This window comes from Pseudomonas sp. B424, assembly GCF_055408345.1.
Genome location: NZ_JBUZTL010000002.1, coordinates 293267 through 313788, shown reverse-complemented (window position 1 = coordinate 313788; position 20522 = coordinate 293267). Strand labels below are relative to the sequence as shown.

At 59.4% G+C, this 20522-nt stretch carries 15 protein-coding genes; 8 read left to right on the top strand and 7 right to left on the bottom strand.

The genetic code is table 11. From position 1 onward, the window contains the following. Positions 1-3: 3 nt before the first annotated feature. Positions 4-1749, top strand: a complete 1746-nt coding sequence (gene ngg / locus ACZRMS_RS03765; RefSeq protein WP_463994185.1) for an N-acetylglutaminylglutamine synthetase — start codon at positions 4-6, stop codon at positions 1747-1749. Between the two features lie 73 nt (positions 1750-1822). Next, the gene (locus ACZRMS_RS03760; RefSeq protein ID WP_463994184.1) at positions 1823-3010 is read left to right on the top strand and encodes an osmoprotectant NAGGN system M42 family peptidase; all 1188 of its coding nucleotides are present in this window, start codon (positions 1823-1825) and stop codon (positions 3008-3010) included. Between the two features lie 120 nt (positions 3011-3130). On the opposite strand, the gene cysG is transcribed toward ACZRMS_RS03760, so the two are convergent. From cysG to ftsK, 6 genes are read right to left on the bottom strand one after another with little or no spacing between them, the layout of a single operon-like run. After that, positions 3131-4525 (bottom strand): siroheme synthase CysG, encoded by a 1395-nt coding sequence (cysG, locus tag ACZRMS_RS03755; RefSeq protein ID WP_463994183.1) that lies wholly within the window; start codon positions 4523-4525, stop codon positions 3131-3133. After that, entirely contained in the window at positions 4526-5806 is a 1281-nt protein-coding gene (gene serS / locus ACZRMS_RS03750; RefSeq protein WP_463994182.1) for a serine--tRNA ligase, read from the bottom strand. A 16-nt stretch (positions 5807-5822) separates the two neighbouring features. After that, entirely contained in the window at positions 5823-6197 is a 375-nt protein-coding gene (crcB, locus tag ACZRMS_RS03745) for a fluoride efflux transporter CrcB (protein WP_463994181.1), read from the bottom strand. Next, positions 6194-7519, bottom strand: a complete 1326-nt coding sequence (locus ACZRMS_RS03740; RefSeq protein ID WP_048358555.1) for a replication-associated recombination protein A — start codon at positions 7517-7519, stop codon at positions 6194-6196. The genes crcB and ACZRMS_RS03740 overlap by 4 nt, the downstream gene beginning before the upstream one ends. Before the next feature lie 28 nt (positions 7520-7547). Continuing rightward, entirely contained in the window at positions 7548-8168 is a 621-nt protein-coding gene (lolA, locus tag ACZRMS_RS03735; RefSeq protein WP_463994180.1) for an outer membrane lipoprotein periplasmic chaperone LolA, read from the bottom strand. A gap of 49 nt (positions 8169-8217) precedes the next feature. Next, entirely contained in the window at positions 8218-10659 is a 2442-nt protein-coding gene (gene ftsK / locus ACZRMS_RS03730; protein ID WP_463994336.1) for a DNA translocase FtsK, read from the bottom strand. A gap of 361 nt (positions 10660-11020) precedes the next feature. Between ftsK and aat the strand changes: the two genes are divergently transcribed. The 6 genes from aat to ACZRMS_RS03700 all read left to right on the top strand — a co-directional run bounded on the left by aat (position 11021) and on the right by ACZRMS_RS03700 (position 18195). Further along, positions 11021-11698: a leucyl/phenylalanyl-tRNA--protein transferase gene (aat, locus tag ACZRMS_RS03725; protein ID WP_463994179.1), complete on the top strand. Its 678-nt coding sequence runs from the start codon at positions 11021-11023 to the stop codon at positions 11696-11698. 57 nt (positions 11699-11755) lie between these two features. Continuing rightward, positions 11756-12463 (top strand): arginyltransferase, encoded by a 708-nt coding sequence (locus ACZRMS_RS03720; protein WP_463994178.1) that lies wholly within the window; start codon positions 11756-11758, stop codon positions 12461-12463. A 98-nt stretch (positions 12464-12561) separates the two neighbouring features. Beyond that, on the top strand, positions 12562-12780 hold the full coding sequence (gene infA, locus ACZRMS_RS03715) for a translation initiation factor IF-1 (RefSeq protein WP_002553999.1): 219 nt from the start codon (positions 12562-12564) through the stop codon (positions 12778-12780). A 534-nt stretch (positions 12781-13314) separates the two neighbouring features. Further along, entirely contained in the window at positions 13315-13554 is a 240-nt protein-coding gene (locus tag ACZRMS_RS03710) for a hypothetical protein (protein WP_463994177.1), read from the top strand. A 225-nt stretch (positions 13555-13779) separates the two neighbouring features. Then, positions 13780-16494, top strand: coding sequence for a magnesium-translocating P-type ATPase (mgtA, locus tag ACZRMS_RS03705; RefSeq protein ID WP_463994176.1), 2715 nt, complete (start codon positions 13780-13782; stop codon positions 16492-16494). A gap of 69 nt (positions 16495-16563) precedes the next feature. Next, the gene (locus ACZRMS_RS03700; RefSeq protein ID WP_463994175.1) at positions 16564-18195 is read left to right on the top strand and encodes a Na/Pi cotransporter family protein; all 1632 of its coding nucleotides are present in this window, start codon (positions 16564-16566) and stop codon (positions 18193-18195) included. Positions 18196-18247: 52 nt separating this feature from the next. On the opposite strand, the gene clpA is transcribed toward ACZRMS_RS03700, so the two are convergent. Then, a complete protein-coding gene (gene clpA, locus ACZRMS_RS03695; protein ID WP_463994174.1) occupies positions 18248-20518 on the bottom strand; it encodes an ATP-dependent Clp protease ATP-binding subunit ClpA in 2271 nt (756 codons plus the stop codon). Positions 20519-20522: the final 4 nt, after the last annotated feature.

Here is a 20522-nt window from a genome sequence, read left to right as displayed (position 1 = left end):
TCGATGAAACCCCTCGCTACGGCTTATAGCCAGCGCTTGCTGCGTGGCCAGACTCCGTCTTATGAACGCCTGCAGGCCCGCTTTGCCGAAGACGGCAGCCCGCTGGATGCACTGCCCGTGGCCGTGCATTGCGGCTGGGGGCGGTTGCTGATCGGGCATACCTTCCCCGACCCCGCCAGCCTGGCCAACGAGTTGCTCAATGAACAACCCGGCGAGCGCGACATTGCGCTGTATGTCGCCGCGCCCCAGCAGGTGCTGGCCCAAGCGCCGCAACAGCTGTTTCTCGACCCATCGGACACCTTGCGCCTGTGGTTTACCGACTACCGCCCCGCCACCCGCGTGTTTCGCGGCTTCCGTATCCGCCGTGCACAAAGCGAGGCGGACTGGAGCGCGATCAACACCTTGTATCAGGCACGCTCCATGCTGCCCGTCGACCCGGCGCTGCTCACGGCGCGGCACCAGGGCGGCCCGGTGTACTGGATGGCCGAGGATGATGACAGTGGCGCGGTGATTGGCAGCGTCATGGGTTTGAATCACCACACGGCGTTCCATGACCCGGAAAATGGCAGCAGCCTCTGGTGTCTGGCGGTAGATCCGCAGTGTTCACGGCCCGGTGTCGGTGAAGTGCTGGTACGGCACCTGATCGAGCACTTTATGAGCCGTGGCTTGAGCTACCTCGACCTGTCCGTGCTGCATGACAACGCCCAGGCGAAAAACCTCTACGCCAAGCTGGGCTTTCGCACCCTCTCGACCTTTGCCATCAAGCGTAAAAACGGCATCAACCAACCGCTGTTTCTGGGCCCCGGCCCTGAAGCGGGGCTCAACCCCTACGCCCGCATTCTGGTGGAGGAAGCTTACAAGCGCGGGATCGATGTGCAAATTGACGACGCGGCCGCCGGGCTGTTCACCCTCAGTCACGGCGGGCGGCGGATTCGTTGCCGCGAATCGTTGAGCGACCTGACCAGCGCCATCAGCATGAGCCTGTGTCAGGACAAGCGCCTGACCCACAGCGTCCTGAGCAATGCCGGGCTGAACATGCCGACCCAGCAGCTGGCGGGTACTGCCGATGACAATCTGGCGTTTCTTGAACAGCACATGCGGGTGGTGGTCAAGCCGGTGGATGGCGAGCAAGGCAATGGCGTGGCAGTGGACCTGGACAGCATCGAACAGGTGCAACAGGCCATCGAGGCGGCGCGGGCATTCGACAGCCGGGTGCTGCTCGAGAGTTTCCATGAGGGGCTTGATCTGCGGATCGTGGTGATTGGCTTCGAAGTGGTTGCCGCCGCCCTACGCCGCCCCGCGCAAGTCATGGGGGACGGCCTGCACAGCGTCCACCAACTGATTGAAGCCCAAAGCCGTCGCCGTCAGGCGGCGACCGAGGGTGAAAGCCGGATCCCGCTGGACGCCGAAACCCTGCGCAGCGTGCGGGCTGCAGGCTATGAATACGACAGTATTGTGCCAGCCGGTCAGTTATTGGCCGTGCGCCGCACCGCCAATCTGCACACCGGTGGTTGTCTTGAAGACGTGACCGACATGCTGCACCCGGCCCTGGCCGACGCCGCCGTCCGCGCAGCGCGAGCGCTGGATATCCCGGTGGTCGGGCTGGACCTGATGGTGCCTGCTGCCGACCAGCCCGAGTATGTGTTTATCGAAGCCAACGAACGGGCCGGCCTGGCCAACCACGAACCCCAGCCAACCGCCGAACGCTTTATCGATTTGCTCTTCCCCCACAGTCAGCCCGCACCTTAAACCGCGGCGCTGAACGTCATCACTGTGCAGGCCGCGTTTATACGACGCGGCCGGCCTTGCCTCAGGAGTTTTCATGAATCGCACCCTCCCTGAACCCGACCTTGAGTACCTGCAACGGGTCCTGCTGGAAATGCTCGCCATTCCCAGCCCTACAGGCTTTACCGACACCATCGTGCGCTATGTCGCCGAACGTCTCGATGAACTGGGAATCCCCTTCGAGCTGACCCGCCGCGGCACCTTGCGCGCCACCCTCAAGGGCCAGCAAAGCAGCCCGGACCGTGCCGTGGCGGCGCACCTGGACACCATTGGTGCCAGCGTGCGGGCGATCAAAGACAACGGCCGGCTGGTATTGGCCCCCGTGGGCTGCTGGTCCAGCCGTTTCGCCGAAGGCAGCCGGGTCAGCCTGTTTACCGACAATGGCGTGATTCGCGGCAGTGTGCTGCCGCTAATGGCCTCCGGGCATGCGTTCAACACCGGCGTGGATGAGCTGCCGATCAGTTGGGACCACATCGAATTGCGGCTGGATGCCTACGCCACCACCCGCGCCGACTGCGATTCGCTGGGGGTCAATATTGGCGATTTCGTGGCGTTTGACCCACTGCCGGAGTTCACCGAAAGCGGTCATATCAGTGCCCGCCACTTGGACGACAAAGCCGGGGTTGCCGCGTTGCTGGCCGCGCTCAAGGCAATAGTCGACAGTGGCGTGCAGCCGCTGATTGACTGTCATCCGCTGTTTACCATCACCGAAGAAACCGGCAGCGGCGCGGCAGCAGCACTGCCGTGGGATGTGAGTGAGTTTGTGGGGATCGATATCGCCCCGGTGGCGCCAGGCCAGCATTCCAGCGAACACGCGGTCAGTGTGGCGATGCAGGACTCGGGTGGCCCTTATGACTATCACTTGTCGCGGCACTTGCTGCATTTGGCCAGCGAGCATGAACTGCCGGTGCGCCGAGACATGTTCCGTTACTACTTCAGCGATGCCCATTCAGCCGTTGCAGCCGGACATGATATTCGTTGCGCCTTGCTGGCGTTTGGTTGCGATGCGACCCATGGCTATGAGCGCACCCATATCGACAGCCTGGCGGCGCTGAGTCGCTTGCTCGGGGCCTACATCCTCAGCCCGCCGGTCTTTGCCAGCGATGCACAGCCAGCACAAGGTTCGCTGGACCGCTTCAGTCATCAGATCGAGCACGATGCGCAGATGGAGAGCGACACCCGGGTGCCGTCGGTGGAGAGTTTGATGGGGGATAATCGTAACTGAGGTACTGCAATAACAACTGTGGGAGCGGGCTTGCCTGCGATACAAACAACGCGGTGAAACTGAATGACCGCGCTGATGCAATCGCGGGAAAGCCCGCTCCCACAAGGATGACTCCAGGCCCTAGACCTGCGACTGCGCCCCTTCAAACCACTTCAGCTTTTCACGCAGCAATACCACTTCGCCCACAATCACCAGGGTCGGCGCATGGACTTCATGTTCCGCCACCAGCGTCGGCAAGTCTTTCAAGGTGCCGGTGAAGACACGTTGATTGGACGTCGTACCTTGCTGGATCAAAGCCGCCGGGGTATCTGCCGAACGACCGTGCTTGATCAGTTGTTCGCAGATGATCGGCAAACCGATCAGGCCCATGTAGAACACCAGCGTCTGTGCCGGGGCGACCAGGTCGCTCCAGGGCAGATTGCTGGTACCGTCCTTCAGATGCCCGGTCACAAAACGCACGGACTGCGCGTAATCGCGATGGGTCAGCGGAATGCCGGCATAGGCTGCGCAACCGCTGGCGGCGGTAATCCCCGGGACCACCTGGAACGGAATCCCGTGAGCGGCCAGCTCTTCGATTTCTTCACCGCCACGACCAAAGATAAACGGATCGCCACCCTTGAGCCGAACCACACGCTTGCCTTGCCTGGCCAGGTCCACCAGTTGCTGGTTGATCTGGTCTTGCGGTACCGCATGGTCTGCACGACGCTTGCCGACATAAATGCGTTCGGCATCGCGACGGCACAGCTCAAGGATCGCCGGGGCCACCAGACGGTCGTAAAGCACCACATCGGCTTGCTGCATCAGGCGCAGGGCACGGAACGTCAGCAAGTCCGGATCACCCGGCCCGGCACCTACCAGGTAAACCTCACCGGTGGTTTGGTCCGCTTCGCCATTGATCTTGGCCAGCAGCAAACGTTCGGCTTCGGCACCCTGCCCGGCCAGTTGGCGGTCGGCAATCGGTCCCTGGAAAACATCTTCCCAAAAACCGCGACGCTGCTGTACGTCTGGGAACAAGCCTTTGACCCGGGTACGAAAGCGCGCCGCAAGGCCCGCCAGCTGACCGTAGGTCGAAGGAATCCAGGTTTCGATCTTGGCCCGGATCAACCGCGCCAGCACCGGCGCATCGCCGCCACTGGACACGGCGATCACCAACGGCGAACGGTCGACAATCGCGGGGAAAATCACGCTGCACAAGGCAGGTGCATCCACCACGTTGACCGGTACGCAACGACGATGGGCGTCGGCGGAGACTTGGGCGTTGAGCGGCTCATCGTCGGTGGCAGCAATGATCAGGACACAGCCTTCAAGGTCAGCCTCGACATAGCCGCGCAATACCTGCTCACCGCCACTGCTGTTTATCAATTCGCACAACTGAGGCTCTATGGCGGGTGCGACAACCCGCAGCACCGCACCGGCATCGGCCAGCAGCCGGGATTTGCGCAAGGCAATTTCCCCACCGCCGACCACCAGTACACGGCTGCCACGCAGGTTATGAAACAGCGGCAGAAACTCCATTTAGCCGATGACCTCAACGCCGCCCATGTAAGGCTTGAGCACTTCAGGCACACGAATCGAGCCGTCAGCCTGCTGATAGTTCTCCAGTACGGCGACCAGCGTACGACCTACCGCCAGGCCGGAACCGTTGAGGGTATGAACCAGTTCAGGCTTGCCGGTTTCCGGGTTGCGGAAACGCGCTTGCATGCGACGGGCCTGGAAATCGCCGCAGTTGGAGCACGACGAAATTTCGCGGTATTTGTCCTGGCTCGGGATCCACACTTCCAGATCGTAGGTTTTGACCGCGCTGAAACCCATGTCGCCGGTGCACAGCGCCAGGGTGCGGTATGGCAGCTCCAGCAGTTGCAGGACCTTTTCAGCGTTGCCGACCAGACCTTCCAGCGCGTCCATCGAAGTCGACGGCTCAACGATCTGCACCATTTCAACCTTGTCAAACTGGTGCTGACGAATCATGCCGCGTGTATCGCGACCCGATGCACCGGCCTCACTGCGGAAGCACGGCGTGTGCGCCACCAGCTTGATCGGCAGGGCTTTGTGCTCAACGATTTCGCCCGCAACGATGTTGGTCAGCGTCACTTCGGCGGTAGGGATCAGGTAAAAATCGGCTTCGCCTTCGCGGCTGATCTTGAACAGTTCTTCCTCGAACTTCGGCAGCTGGCCAGTACCTTGCAGCGCAGGGGCCTGAACCAGATAAGGCGTGTAAGCCTCTTCGTAGCCGTGTTCGCCGGTGTGCAGGTTGATCATGAACTGCGCCAGTGCACGGTGCAGGCGGGCAATAGGCCCACGCAGCAAGGCAAAACGGGCGCCGGACAGCTTGGCGGCGGTTTCAAAATCCAGCCAGCCGTATTGCTCGCCCAGGGCTACGTGGTCCTTGATGTCGAAATCAAAGGCCTTGGGTGTGCCCCAGCGACGGATCTCAACGTTGTCGTCTTCATCGGCACCGACAGGCACCGAAGCGTCCGGCAGGTTCGGCAGGCCCAACAGAATGGAATCAAGCTCAGTCTGGATCGCGTCCAGCTCAACCTTGCCATTGGCCAGATCGCTGCCCATGGTTTCGACGCTGGCCATCAGCGGCGCGATGTCTTCACCGCGAGCCTTGGCCTGACCAATGCTTTTGGAGATGGAATTGCGCTCGGCCTGCAGCTTCTCGGTCAGGGTCTGGACTTCTTTGCGCTTGGCTTCCAGCGCGTCGATGCGCGCCACGTCCAGCTTGAAGCCACGGGATGCCAGGCGATCCGCTACGTCCTGCAGGTTAGTACGTAACAGTTTGGAATCGAGCATGTCGGTTTCTCGTTTATCAAAGTTTGGTCAGGGACAGGCCAGCCCAGGTTGCGAGCAGCCCGCCGAATACGCTGAGGGCGGCGTAGCCCAGTGCCAGTGGCACTTGCCCGGTTTCAAGCAGGCGCACCGTATCCAGTGAAAAGGATGAAAAAGTGGTCAAACCACCCAGGAAACCGACCATCAGCCCGGCTCGGACTTCAATCGGTACTTCCGGGCGCGTCAGAAAAAGTCCGTACAAAAGGCCAATCAGCAGGCAGCCCACGATATTAACGGCCAATGTCGCGGTATAAAAGTGCCGTGGCCAATTGGCGTTGATCCAGTTCCCCGTGGCAAAGCGCAACAAGGTGCCTGCAATACCGCCTGCCGAGACGGCCACGACCAATGGAATCAAGGTTTTCTCCGCTGCAGGGGGCTGGCGCGATCAAGTGCCGCCAGGTGCTTGAGCTTCTCGCCGATCTTCAGTTCCAGCCCACGCGGGACCGGTTGATACAACGGCAACGGCTCAAGCTCATCCGGGAAGTAGTCTTCGCCGGCGGCATAGGCATCGGGCTCGTCATGGGCGTAGCGGTATTCATCACCGTACCCCAGTTGCTTCATCAGTTTGGTTGGCGCATTGCGCAGATGCAGCGGGACTTCCAACGAGCCGTACTCGGCGGCGCTGCGCAACGCAGCCTTGAAGCCCATGTACACCGCGTTGCTTTTTGGCGCGCAAGCCAGGTACGTGATGGCCTGGGCCACGGCCAGCTCGCCTTCCGGGCTGCCGAGGCGTTCTTGCACGTCCCAGGCTGCCAGACACAGGCTCAAGGCCCGCGGGTCGGCGTTGCCAATGTCTTCGCTGGCCATGCGCACCACGCGTCGGGCGATGTACAGCGGGTCGCAACCGCCGTCGATCATGCGCGCAAACCAGTACAAGGCGCCGTCCGGGTTGGAGCCGCGCACCGATTTGTGCAACGCCGATATCTGATCGTAAAAAGCTTCGCCGCCCTTGTCGAAACGCCGCTGGGTATCGCCCAGCAGGTTATGCAGCAGGTCGGTGCCGATTTCACTGTGGTCTTCGGCCAGGTCAGAGGCGTTTTCCAGAAGGTTGAGCAAACGCCGGCCATCACCGTCGGCCGCCCGCAGTAAAATCTGGAAACCTTCGTCGCTCAGGCTCAGGTCACGCTTGCCCAGCCCCTTGTCTTCCGTCAGCGCGCGCTGCACCAGCTTGCGCAGGGCCGCTTCATCGAGGCTTTTGAGCACGTAAACCCGCGCCCGCGACAGCAGCGCATTGTTCAGCTCAAAGGAAGGGTTTTCGGTGGTGGCCCCGATAAAGATCAGGGTGCCATCTTCGACATAAGGCAAGAATGCATCTTGCTGAGACTTGTTGAAGCGATGCACTTCGTCGACAAACAGGATGGTGCGGCGCCCGTACTGGCCCGCCTGCTGCTTGGCAATTTCGACCGCCTGGCGGATCTCTTTGACCCCGGCCAGCACTGCGGACACCGTTTCGAAATGCGCATCCGACACTTCTGCCAGCAGCCGCGCCAGGGTGGTTTTACCCACGCCCGGCGGCCCCCAGAAGATCATCGAGTGCAGCGCCCCCTGCTCCAGCGCTTCGCGTAAGGGCTTGCCGCGGGCAAGCAGGTGTTCCTGGCCGACGTACTCGTCCAGATTGGCCGCTCGCAGACGGGCAGCCAAGGGTTGGGCTATCGGGGCACTTCGAAACAGATCCATGGGCAGCTTTTGAAACCTCTTCCAGGGCTTATTCCTGGATTACATCAGCCCCTTTCGGGATATCGAACTTGAACTTGGATGCGGGGATCGGCTCGTTGACCTTGACCCCGGTGAACAGGATGTTGGTGCGCTGACCCACGCTGTCGATCAACTGCATGTCGTTGATCTTGCCACCGCGAAACGACAGGCGCAGGGAGTCGAACAAGGTGTCCTTGGTCTTGGGCTTGAGGGTGAAGTCCATGACATCACCGGCTTGCTTGGAGGTGATGTCGAAGCTCTCGCTGATCTTGGACACATCACCCGACAGCAACAAGGCAGGGGTCTGGGTCAGGCGCTGGTCCAGCTTCTTGATCGTGACCTGTTCCAGATCCGGGTCCCAGAGCGAGACTTTCTGACCGTCGGAAACCATCAACTGCTCGTTTGGGGCATCAGTGTGCCAGTAGAACAACCCCGGGCGCTTGACCGACATTTCACCGGCGGTTTCCTGCAACTGCGTGCCGCTGCCATCCAGCGTCAACTGGGAGAAGCGCGCAGTGATCGTATCGGACCCGAGCAATTGGCCAAGACGTTTCACACTGTCAGCGTCGGCATGAGCCGAAAGCGAAGAAAAAGCCAATACCGGTAGCAAAAGCATGCTGGCAAAACGCATGGAAATCCTCATTGATAAGTTGAAACCTGCCCGCTGGAAACTGGACAGGTCAATCGCGTATCGGGGCTGGCGCCAGTACTTCACGCGAGCCGTTAGTGTTCATCGAGGTGACAACCCCGGCCATTTCCATGGATTCGATCATGCGGGCCGCGCGGTTGTAACCGATCTTCAATTTGCGCTGTACCGCAGAGATCGAGGCACGACGGCTTTCAAGTACAAACTGTACCGCTTCGTCGTAGAGGGCATCGGTTTCAGCGTCATCGCCGCCATCACTGCCGCCGTCAAAACCGCTGCCAGGCTCTTCAACACCGGCAAGGATGTCTTCGTTGTAGTCCGGAGTACCGCGCAATTTCCAGGCTTCCACCACACGGTGTACTTCTTCGTCCGATACGAACGCGCCATGCACACGAATCGGCAGGCTGGTGCCGGGCGGCATGTAGAGCATGTCACCATGGCCCAGCAGTTGCTCGGCACCACCCTGGTCGATGATGGTGCGCGAATCGATCTTGCTCGATACCTGGAACGCCATACGGGTCGGGATGTTGGCCTTGATAAGGCCGGTAATCACGTCCACCGACGGGCGCTGGGTGGCGAGGATCAAATGAATGCCCGCGGCCCGTGCTTTCTGGGCAATACGGGCGATCAGCTCTTCGACCTTTTTACCGACGATCATCATCATGTCGGCAAATTCGTCGACCACCACCACGATGGTCGGCAACTTCACGAGCAACGGTGCTTCGTCGTGCATGCTTTCGCGCTTGTACAACGGATCGACCAGCGGCTCGCCAGCGTCCTGGGCATCCTTGACCTTCTGGTTGAAGCCCGCCAGGTTGCGCACGCCCATCTTGGCCATCAGTTTGTAACGGCGCTCCATCTCGGCAACGCTCCAGCGCAGTGCGTTGGCAGCGTCCTTCATGTCCGTCACCACCGGGCACAACAGATGCGGAATGCCTTCATAGATCGACAGTTCAAGCATCTTCGGGTCGATCATGATCAATTTGGCGTCTTCGGGGCCAGACTTGAACAGGATCGACAGGATCATCGCGTTCACGCCCACCGACTTGCCGGAACCGGTCGTACCGGCTACCAGCAAGTGAGGCATTTTAGCCAGGTCGGTGATCACCGGACGGCCACCGATATCATGGCCCAAAGCCAGCGTTACCGGGGATTTGGCGTTGTCGTACTCAGGGGTCGACAGCACTTCGGAGAAACGTACGATCTGCCGGTCTTCGTTAGGAATCTCGATACCGACCGTGGTCTTGCCCGGAATGACTTCAACCACCCGCACACTGGTTACGGCCAGCGAACGCGCCAGGTCTTTGGCCAGGTTTGAAATTCGGCTGACCTTGACCCCGGCTGCCGGCTGAATTTCGTAACGGGTAATCACCGGGCCCGGATGAATCGAGTCCACCGTGACCTCTACACCGAATTCCTTGAGCTTGATTTCAAGCAAATGGCCAACGGCTGCCAGGGACTCAGGGGAGTAATTGAGCTGTTTTTTCTCGGCCGGATCTAGAATCGAGATCGGCGGCAGCGTGCCTTCAACGGCGCTGTCCACGAACAGCGGCGCCTGTTTCTCTTTCTGTACGCGCTTGCTCGGTTCCGGCGCCTTGGCCGGTGCCGGAGCAATAACGGCCGGAACGTGTTTTTCACGCTCGGACATGTGCTTGGTCAACGCCTGTTCGCGCTCGATCAGCCGTTCCTTGGCCTTGGCTTGCTCGCGCTTGTCGGAAACGCTTGGCGCAACCACTTCGTTGACCCGGCTGTCGACTTCCCGCAGTTGAGCCACAAGCTGCTTGCGCTCGTTGCGCTCGGACCACCAACGGTTGGCCGCGCCCTGAATCAGCTCAAACAGGTCAAGGGTGATTTTGCCGGTCACGTCCATGACCTTGAACCATGACAGGTCAGTGAACACCGTCAGGCCAAACAGGAACAATGCAATCAGCAACAAGGTACTGCCCTGGATATTCAGCGCATTCCTGGCCAGATCACCCAGGCTTTCGCCCAGCGCACCACCGGCGCCTGCCGGCAAGCCAGCGGCGGAGTGGAAGTGAATATGGGCCAGGGCTGCGCCCGAAAGCACCAGAAACACCAGCCCCACCAGACGCCACGAAAATAGCCAGCCGCTCCACTGCCAGGGCTGATGCCGCTCGCGGAAGATCTGATAGGCCTTGATCGCCAGCAGCAACGGAAAGATATAGGCAAAGTAACCGAGCACCATGAACAGGATGTCGGCACTGTAGGAGCCAGCAGGGCCGCCGAAGTTCTGCACATCCACGACACGGCTGTTATGGCTCCAGCCGGGGTCGTCCTTGCCGTAGGTCAACAGGGCCATGATCAGGAACAGGCATAGGGCGCCGATAGCGATCAATGCACCTTCCTTGAGCCGGTAGTGCAACTGCTGACGCCAGAGGGGAACTGCTTTGGGTGCTGCTGTGGATTTCTTCAAAACGGGTCTTTTCCTGCGCCTGTGGCGCGCCCAACTATTAATTGACTAATTTGACTGCAAAATACTGCTCACATTGAGCAGGCGACAAGTTCAGACTTGAAATGAAACCAGCCTTGTATTATTGCCTGCAGTGACCTGCGGCAACGTTGGTGCAGTTTAGATCAGCTCAAACAGGCAGGCCATTGTACGGGTTTAAGCCGTTGATGCCACGCTGGCTCAAGGTACGATCCGATTCGTCTTGCGACTGGCCGAGACGCGCCAATTTGAGCATGTATTACCTTTTGTGACAAAGACTTATACCACCGGAAAAACGCAGTTTGCATTTCACTGGCAGATCGACTGAGACCGCACTTGCGCGACAGAGTTGCAGCCCCCCTTCCCTTCTTCTGTAAGACTCATCGCCATGCTGACCTGGTTAAAACGCGACACCCTGACATTCCCGCCGCTGGCAAAAGCCATGCGCGAGCCCAACGGACTCCTGGCCGCCGGGGGAGACCTGTCGGCTGACCGGCTGATCCAGGCCTATCGCCACGGCTGCTTTCCGTGGTTTTCCGAAGGCCAGCCGATCCTGTGGTGGTCGCCTGACCCGCGCACCGTACTGTTCCCCGAAGAACTGCACATATCCCGCAGCCTGGGCAAACTCCTGCGCCAGCAGCGTTACCAGGTCAGCTTTGACCGTGACTTCGCAGGCGTCATTGAGGCCTGTGCAGCACCACGTAAAGATACGGACGGCACATGGATTACAGATGACATGCAAAACGCCTACATCGAGCTGCATGCTCGCGGCCATGCCCATTCGGTGGAGGTGTGGGATGACGGTGAGCTGGTAGGCGGGTTATATGGCCTGGCAATGGGCCAGCTGTTTTTTGGCGAATCCATGTTCAGCCGTGCCGACAACGCCTCAAAGTTCGGCTTTGCAACACTGGTCAGGCAACTACAGGCCTGGGGTTTTGTGCTGATTGACTGCCAAATGCCGACGGATCACCTGCAAAGCCTGGGGGCACGTTCGATCCCGCGCCTGCAATTCGCCGAATATTTGCGCAACCATCTGGATCAACCTACAGCCGCACAGTGGGTTTAGTAGGCGACTTTTGTACGCTGGCTTACACTTAATTCAAAGATTTCCCGAGGGCCCATCATGACCGAGCTGGCGCGTTTGAAGTTTTATGCCACTCAACCTCACGCTTGCAGCTACTTGCCTGACGAACAGGCCACGACGCTGTTCCTCGACCCCAGTCAGCCGATGGATGTGCAGGTATATGCCGATTTGTCCGAAATGGGTTTTCGGCGCAGTGGCGATCATCTCTATCGCCCGCATTGCCTGAAGTGCGATGCGTGCACCCCCGCGCGCATCCCTGTTGCCCGGTTCAAGCCAAACCGCCAGCAGAAACGCATTTTCAAGCGCAACGCCGACTTGCAGGTTCACGCCGTGAAACCCGGCTTCAGCGAAGAGCACTTTGACCTGTACCGGCGCTATATCGAACAGCGCCATGCCGACGGCGACATGTATCCGCCCAGCCGCGATCAGTTTTCGACCTTCCTGGTGCGCGATCTGGCGTTTTCGAGATTCTACGAGTTCCGCCTCGACGGCCGGCTGCTTGCCGTGGCCGTCACCGACGTGCTGCCCAACGGGTTGTCCGCCGTGTACACCTTTTACGATCCTGACGAAGAGCGCCGCAGCCTGGGCCGCTACGGAATCCTCTGGCAAATAGCCGAAGCCCGGCGCCTGGAGCTCGATGCGCTGTACCTGGGGTACTGGATCAAGAACTGCAAAAAGATGAATTACAAGACTGAATACAGGCCCATTGAGCTGCTGATTAATCAGAGATGGAGCTCTCTTGATTGAACCCTTGGCTTAAACCCCATTTTTCGGGCACAATGCACGCCGCTTTTGCCTGGCGCAGTTGCACCGGGCCATTCATTGGACACCGAGGGCTTTACTGCATGTCGAAAGAAGACAGCTTCGAAATGGAAGGCACTGTCGTCGACACCCTGCCCAACACCATGTTTCGTGTGGAGTTGGAAAATGGGCACGTCGTAACCGCGCATATTTCCGGCAAGATGCGCAAGAACTACATTCGTATTCTTACCGGTGACAAAGTGCGCGTCGAGCTGACGCCCTATGACTTGAGCAAAGGGCGCATCACTTACCGCGCTCGCTAATCAAGTCAATACAAAACGCCCGGTTCTGCCGGGCGTTTTTGTGTGCGCGATTTGTGCACCGTACACAGAACCTGTGGGAGCGGGCTTGCTCGCGATGCAAGCGCCACAATTTTTCAGGCAAACCGCAGCGATGCCATCGCGAGCAAGCCCGCCCCCACAGTTTTTACGCCAATCTCACAACTTCGTGCCACTGCAACTTTTCTGTCTTATTTAATTAACATTCAATACATCACTTACAACTTCCAAACTTCCTGAACCGTTGCTGTACCGGACACACTTGCCGGGTTTAAACATTGACTTGCCCCCGCCGCCTGAGTAGATTGCACAGGCCGGTCATTCAGGCCGCCTATAAACTTCATAAAAGAAGCCAATGGACACAGTATCTAGTCGCTGTCCGGTCACCGTTAATACGGAGCACCGGGCACCAAACCCAGACATTGACGGGACTCGCCTGCACGGCGGGGTTAACTGCGCTAGAGCCTGACGCTCCAACGTAACGACCTCTCCGGCATCAGTCCGGTCACGAGGTGTGTTATGAACTTTAAAACCCTTGTTCTACCCGGCGTTCGCGCCTTTACCTCCAGCATGCGCGTGAAACCGTCCCGCGAGCCCACCTGCGCTCGCCCGGCCAAATCACCCTTCAGCACCTCCGCTCCCGGCGTGACACCTGCGCACCGCCGGGTGCATTGGCGCGTCAGCCCTGCCACAGGCCAACTGGAGCAGCGCTGGAGCATGGCCGACGCTCAGGACCCGCAGAGTCGCAGCGGGCGCTGATACGCAATTAATCAAATACTGTTAATTCACTGGAGTTCCTTATGGAAGAAGCCAGTCGTTACCCGCTGCGCGCTTATTAAAAACATCGCGACAGCGGGACTTTAAAGTGCACTAACACTTCAATTAAACCGATTGCGAAGTTTGCGACTCGGCATACATTGGCTCGCCTTTTAAAAGGTAAGCCAACGTATGTTTGGTCAAGAGTTGGCGACAGGAGTACTCATTATGAGCGCCGTAAAAAACACTAAAACTCGAGACAAAAACAGCGTCAGCGACACCAGCAAACTGTCCATGCGTGCCGCTCGGGAAGCACAAAACGGTCTCTCGGCCACCCTGGCCAATGTCCGCGCCACAACCGCCGGGCTGACCGAACAGGACGCCGCCGAACGCCTGCAGAGCGAAGGCTACAACGAAGTGGCCCACGACAAGCCGCCTCACGCCTTCGTGCAGTTTCTGCTGGCCCTGCACAACCCGTTCATCTACGTGCTGCTGACCCTTGCGGTTATCAGCTTTGTCACCGATTACTGGCTGCCTGAGCGCGATGGCGAAGAAGGCGACCTGACCAAAGTCATCATCATCGGCCTGATGGTCGGGCTCAGCAGCTTGCTGCGGTTCTGGCAGGAACATCGCTCGGCCAAGTCCGCTGAAGCCCTCAAGGCCATGGTCCGCACCACCGCCACCGTTGTGCGGCGGGACAAGAGCGGCGGCAAGGCCTCAGTGCGTGAAGTGCCAATGCGAGAACTGGTGGCCGGCGATATCGTGCAGTTATCGGCTGGCGACATGATTCCGGCGGATATCCGTCTGATCGAATCCCGGGATTTGTTTATCAGCCAGGCCGTACTCACCGGCGAAGCCTTGCCCGTGGAGAAATACGACACTCTGGGCGACGTGACACAAAAGTCGGCCTCCAGCACCGCAGCGGATCAAAGCAACCTGCTGGACCTGCCCAACATCTGCTTCATGGGCACCAACGTGGTCAGCGGCACTGCCCGTGCCGTGGTGGTTGCGACCGGCCCGCGCACTTACTTTGGCTCACTGGCCAAGGCAATTGTCGGTTCTCGCTCGCAAACTGCGTTCGACCGGGGGGTCAACAGCGTCAGCTGGCTGCTGATCCGCTTCATGCTGGTCATGGTACCCATCGTATTTTTCCTCAACGGCTTCTCCAAAGGCGACTGGGGCGATGCCTTCCTGTTTGCCCTGGCAGTGGCAGTCGGCCTGACCCCGGAAATGCTGCCAATGATTGTCAGCGCCAACCTGGCCAAGGGCGCCACCGCCATGGCCAAGCGCAAAGTGGTGGTCAAACGCCTCAATGCGATCCAGAACCTGGGCTCGATGGACGTGCTGTGCACCGACAAGACCGGGACCCTGACCCAGGACCACATCATCCTTGAGCATCATGTCGACGCCAGCGGCAAGCGCGATGAATCGGTACTGGCCCTGGCCTGGCTCAACAGCCACTACCAGAGCGGCATTCGCAACTTGATGGATCAGGCGGTGGTGCAGTTTGCCCAACAGGATCGCCAGTTCAACTCCCCGCTCAATTACAGCAAGGTGGATGAGCTGCCCTTTGATTTCGTACGCCGTCGCCTGTCGATTATCGTCAAGGACAACCTCGGTGATCACCTGATGGTGTGCAAGGGCGCAGTGGAAGAAATGCTCAGCATCGCCACTCATATGATGGAGGGCGATAACTGCATCACACTGGACCCCGCGCGCCGCGAGCAATTGCTGGCTCTGGCCACCGAGTACAACGAGGATGGCTTCCGGGTGTTGCTGATCGCAACACGCGAAATCCCCAAGGACCAATCCCGCAAGCAATACAACACCGCCGACGAACGAGACCTGGTCATCCGCGGCTTTCTGACCTTCCTTGACCCGCCAAAAGAAACCGCAGGCCCGGCAATTGCCGCCCTGCGGGACATCGGCGTAGCGGTCAAGGTGCTGACCGGCGACAACGCCGTGGTCACCGGCAAGATCTGCCGTCAGGTAGGCCTGGAGCCAGGTACGCCGCTGCTGGGCCCGCAGATCGAGGCAATGGACGACGCCGCGCTCCAACTGGAGGTCGAACAGCGCACGGTATTCGCCAAGCTCACCCCGCTGCAGAAATCCCGGGTACTTAAAGCGCTGCAAGCCAATGGCCACACGGTGGGCTTCCTCGGCGACGGCATCAATGATGCGCCCGCCCTGCGCGACGCGGACGTGGGTATATCGGTGGACAGCGGCACGGATATCGCCAAGGAATCGGCCGACATCATCCTCCTGGAAAAGAGCCTGATGGTGCTGGAAGAAGGTGTGCTCAAAGGGCGCGAGACCTTCGGCAATATCATGAAGTACCTGAACATGACCGCCAGCTCCAATTTCGGCAACGTGTTCTCGGTACTGGTGGCCAGCGCCTTTATCCCCTTTTTGCCGATGCTGTCGATTCACCTGCTGCTGCAAAACCTGATGTACGACATCTCCCAACTGGCGCTGCCGTGGGACAAGATGGACAAGGAGTACCTGCAAAAACCACGCAAATGGGACGCCAAGAATATCGGGCGCTTCATGATCTGGATCGGACCGACTTCATCGATCTTCGATATCACCACCTTCGCCCTGATGTGGTACGTATTTTCGGCCAACAGCGTGGAAATGCAGACCCTGTTCCAGTCCGGCTGGTTTATCGAGGGGCTGCTCTCGCAAACCCTGGTGGTCCACATGCTGCGTACCCGCAAGATCCCGTTCTTCCAGAGCACCGCCGCCTGGCCGGTGACCATGATGACCATCATTGTCATCGTCCTGGGGATCTACGTGCCGTTCTCACCGCTGGGCAACCTGGTCGGGCTGGAGCCGCTGCCGCTGTCGTATTTCCCATGGCTGGTAGCCACCCTCTTCAGCTACTGCTGCGTCGCACAACTGATGAAAACGATCTACATCCGCCGTTTCAAGCAGTGGTACTGATCTAAAACTGTGGGGGCCGGCCTGCCGGCCCCCACAGAACAATGAATGTTTGTTTTGTGGAGATTCCTTATGTCGGGAACCACTCTGTTGCTCAACCTCTCGGGCGCCATCGCACTTTTGCTGTGGGGCACCCATATGATTTCAACGGCCCTGCTGCGCGGGTTCGGTACTCAACTGCGTAACTGGATGGGGCGCAACCTGAACAACCGCTGGATGGCGCTGATTTCCGGAATCGGTATCACCGGTGTACTGCAAAGCAGTACGGCGGTCAGCCTGATGGCCACCTCTTTTACCGCTGCCGGCACCCTGAGCCTGGCGCCGGCTCTGGCGGTGATGCTGGGGGCCAACATCGGCTCCACCCTCGTAGTGCAACTGCTGAGCTTCGACACCTCACTGGCGATGCCGATCGTGCTGCTGGTGGGTTTTATCGTCTTCCGCCTGCGCGACGATTCGCGTTACGAAAGCGTCGGCTGTGCCCTGATCGGTCTGGGCCTGATGCTACTGGCCCTGGGCCTGCTCAGCGCCAGCCTGAGCCACATGGAAGCAACCTCGGTGTTTCGCGCCGTGATGCAAAGCCTGGAAGGGGACCTGATCATTGCGGTGATCGCAGCAGTACTGCTGACCTGGATCTGCCACTCAAGCGTCGCGGTGGTGCTGCTAATTGCCTCGCTGGCAGGGGCCGGCATGATGACGCCGGTGACCGCCATGGCCTTGATGCTCGGCGCCAACATCGGCGGCGCCTTGCCGTCGGTCATGAGTGCCGGCTCGCCAGTGGCGCGCCGCCTTCCAGTGGGCAACCTGCTGATCCGCCTGCTGGGCACACTGGCCCTGCTGCCATGCCTGCCGCTCATGGCCAAGGCTCTGGCTGGGACCGATATCGGCCCCGCGCATCTGGTGGTGTACCTGCATACTGCGTTCAACCTGGCGTTGGCCGTGATATTTATCGGCCTTACCGAGCCCTGCGCGCGCCTGCTGACCCGTCTGTTCCCGCAGCAAGAACCGCCTGCAGACCCGGGCATGCCGCAATACCTGGATGAAGCCGGGCTGGAAGTGGCCAACATCGGACTGTCCAATGCCGTGCGTGAAGCACTGCGCCTGGCGGACATGACCTCGCTGATGCTCAATCAGGTGCTGCAACTGTTCGAAAAGCCCGACAGGCCGACTGTCGACAAGGTTCGCCAGCTGGATCACTCCGTAGACCTGCTAAGTGCAGCGATCCGCGCCTATCTCGCCGACATTGGCCAGGATGGCTTGAGCGATGCCGATGCCGACCGTGCTCAGGAAATCCTGATGTTCGTGATCAACCTGGAGCATGCTGGCGACATTCTCAATAATCTGGCGCAGCTGGCTATGCGCCGAACCCGCCGCGGCGAACGCTTCTCCTCGTTCGAGCTGATTCATATCCAGGCCATGCATCTGGCCCTGCTGGACAGCCTGAACCTGGCCATTACCGCGTTTTTGAGCGAAGACGTCGCTGCCGCCAATGCCCTGGTCCGCCACAAGGCCAGCGTACGCAAACTGGAGGCCAGCGCCAGCCGCGAGCACTTTCGCAAGTTGCAAAACGACAAGACCGCCTGGGCCGAATCCGGGGACATTTTCCAGCGGGTGCTGCGCGACTACCGTCGCGTTCATCATCATATTGCCGCCCTGGGCTACCCGGTACTGGAGCGCAACGCCGAGCATGCCCCGGCCCCGATCTAGCTCCAGACAGCAAAAAGGCGCCCGAAGGCGCCTTTTTTACTGCCGTGTTACATCAAGCCATTTCGACTGCGGTTTCATACTCGAAGGTCAACTCGCCGTTCTCCAGATCGATGTGGACCACACCGCCATGGTCGGCCAGTTCGCCAAAGAGGATTTCTTCGGCCAGCGGACGCTTGATCTTGTCCTGGATCAAACGCGCCATCGGGCGTGCACCCATCAGTGCGTCATAGCCACCCGCGGCCAACCAGCCACGCGCCGCGTCCGACACCTCAAGCTGCACATGCTTGTCTTCCAGCTGCGCCTGCAGTTCGGTAAGGAACTTGTCCACCACATGCTTGATAACCTCGTGACTGAGGCGACCAAACTGAATGATGGTGTCCAGGCGGTTACGGAACTCAGGCGTGAAGCTCTTCTTGATCGCTTCCATCGCATCGGAAGCATGATCCTGATGAGTAAACCCGATCGAAGCCCGAGAAGCCGTTTCAGCACCCGCGTTGGTGGTCATGATAACGATCACGTTGCGGAAATCTGCCTTGCGCCCGTTGTTATCGGTCAGCGTGCCGTGGTCCATGACCTGCAACAGCAGGTTAAAGACTTCGGGGTGCGCCTTTTCGATTTCGTCGAGCAACAACACGCAGTGAGGCTGCTTGGTGATGGCCTCGGTCAGCAAACCGCCCTGATCAAAGCCTACGTAGCCAGGAGGTGCACCGATCAGACGCGATACGGTGTGGCGCTCCATGTACTCGGACATGTCGAAGCGGATCAGCTCGATACCCAACGCCTTGGCCAATTGCCGCGCGGCCTCGGTTTTACCCACACCGGTGGGACCTGCAAACAGGAATGAACCTACCGGCTTGTCAGGCGACTTGAGCCCGGCACGGGACAGTTTGATCGCCGTCGACAACGAATCGATTGCCGCATCCTGACCGAACACGGTCAAGCGCAGGTCACGTTCAAGGTTGCGCAACAGCTCCTTGTCCGACACGGAAACATGTTTAGGCGGAATACGCGCGATTTTCGCCACGATGTCTTCAACCTGAGCCACTTCAATGCGTTTGACCCGGTTCTCGATCGGCTGCAGACGCTGATAGGCACCCGCCTCGTCGATCACGTCGATGGCCTTGTCCGGCATGTGCCGGTCATTGATGTAGCGCGAAGCCAGCTCAGCCGCTGCGCGCAGGGCTTCATCGCTGTACTCGATGCCGTGATGCTGCTCGAAACGACCCTTGAGCCCGCGCAGGATGCCGATGGTGTCTTCAACCGAAGGCTCGGACACGTCGACTTTCTGGAAGCGGCGCGCCAGAGCACGGTCTTTCTCGAAGATCCCGCGAAATTCCTGGAACGTGGTAGAGCCGATGCAACGAATGTCGCCCGAAGACAACAAGGGCTTGAGCAGGTTGGAAGCGTCCATCACGCCGCCGGAGGCCGCGCCTGCACCGATAATGGTATGGATTTCGTCGATGAACAGAATCGCCTGAGGGCGTTTTTTCAATTCACCGAGCAACGCCTTGAAGCGCTTCTCAAAATCGCCACGGTACTTGGTACCCGCCAGCAGGGCGCCGAGATCAAGGGAGTAGACGATGCTGTTAGCCAGCAGATCAGGCACCTGGTTGTCGACGATGCGCTTGGCCAGACCTTCGGCAATCGCGGTTTTACCCACGCCAGCCTCACCCACCAGCAACGGGTTGTTTTTACGACGCCGCGCCAGGATCTGGGCAACGCGCTCAACTTCCATTTCACGGCCGACCAGCGGATCGATACGACCCTGGCGGGCCAGTTCGTTCAGGTTGCTGGCATAGGCGTCCAGAGGATTGCTCGAAGACGACGATTCGCCCCCTTCTTCATCCTGCATTTCATGGTCGCCGTCGGTGTGATCACCATGCCCCGGCACCTTGGAGATGCCGTGGGCAATGAAGTTGACGACATCAATGCGCGCCACGCTCTGCTGCTTGAGCAGGAATACAGCCTGGCTTTCCTGTTCGCTGAAGATGGCGACCAGCACATTGGCGCCCGTCACTTCACGCTTGCCGGAACTTTGCACGTGGAATACGGCACGTTGCAAAACGCGCTGGAAGCCCAGGGTAGGCTGGGTTTCACGGTCTTCGTCGTGGACGGGAATCAGGGGAGTCGTGGAGTCAATAAACTCTTGCAGGTCATGCTTGAGTTTGTCGAGGTTTGCGCCACAGGCGCGTAGAACGGTTGCGGCCGCCTCATTATCCAAAAGCGCTAAAAGGAGGTGCTCAACCGTCATGAATTCATGACGCTTGGAGCGGGCTTCCTTGAAGGCAAGATTGAGGGTGACTTCGAGCTCGCGATTTAACATGGCT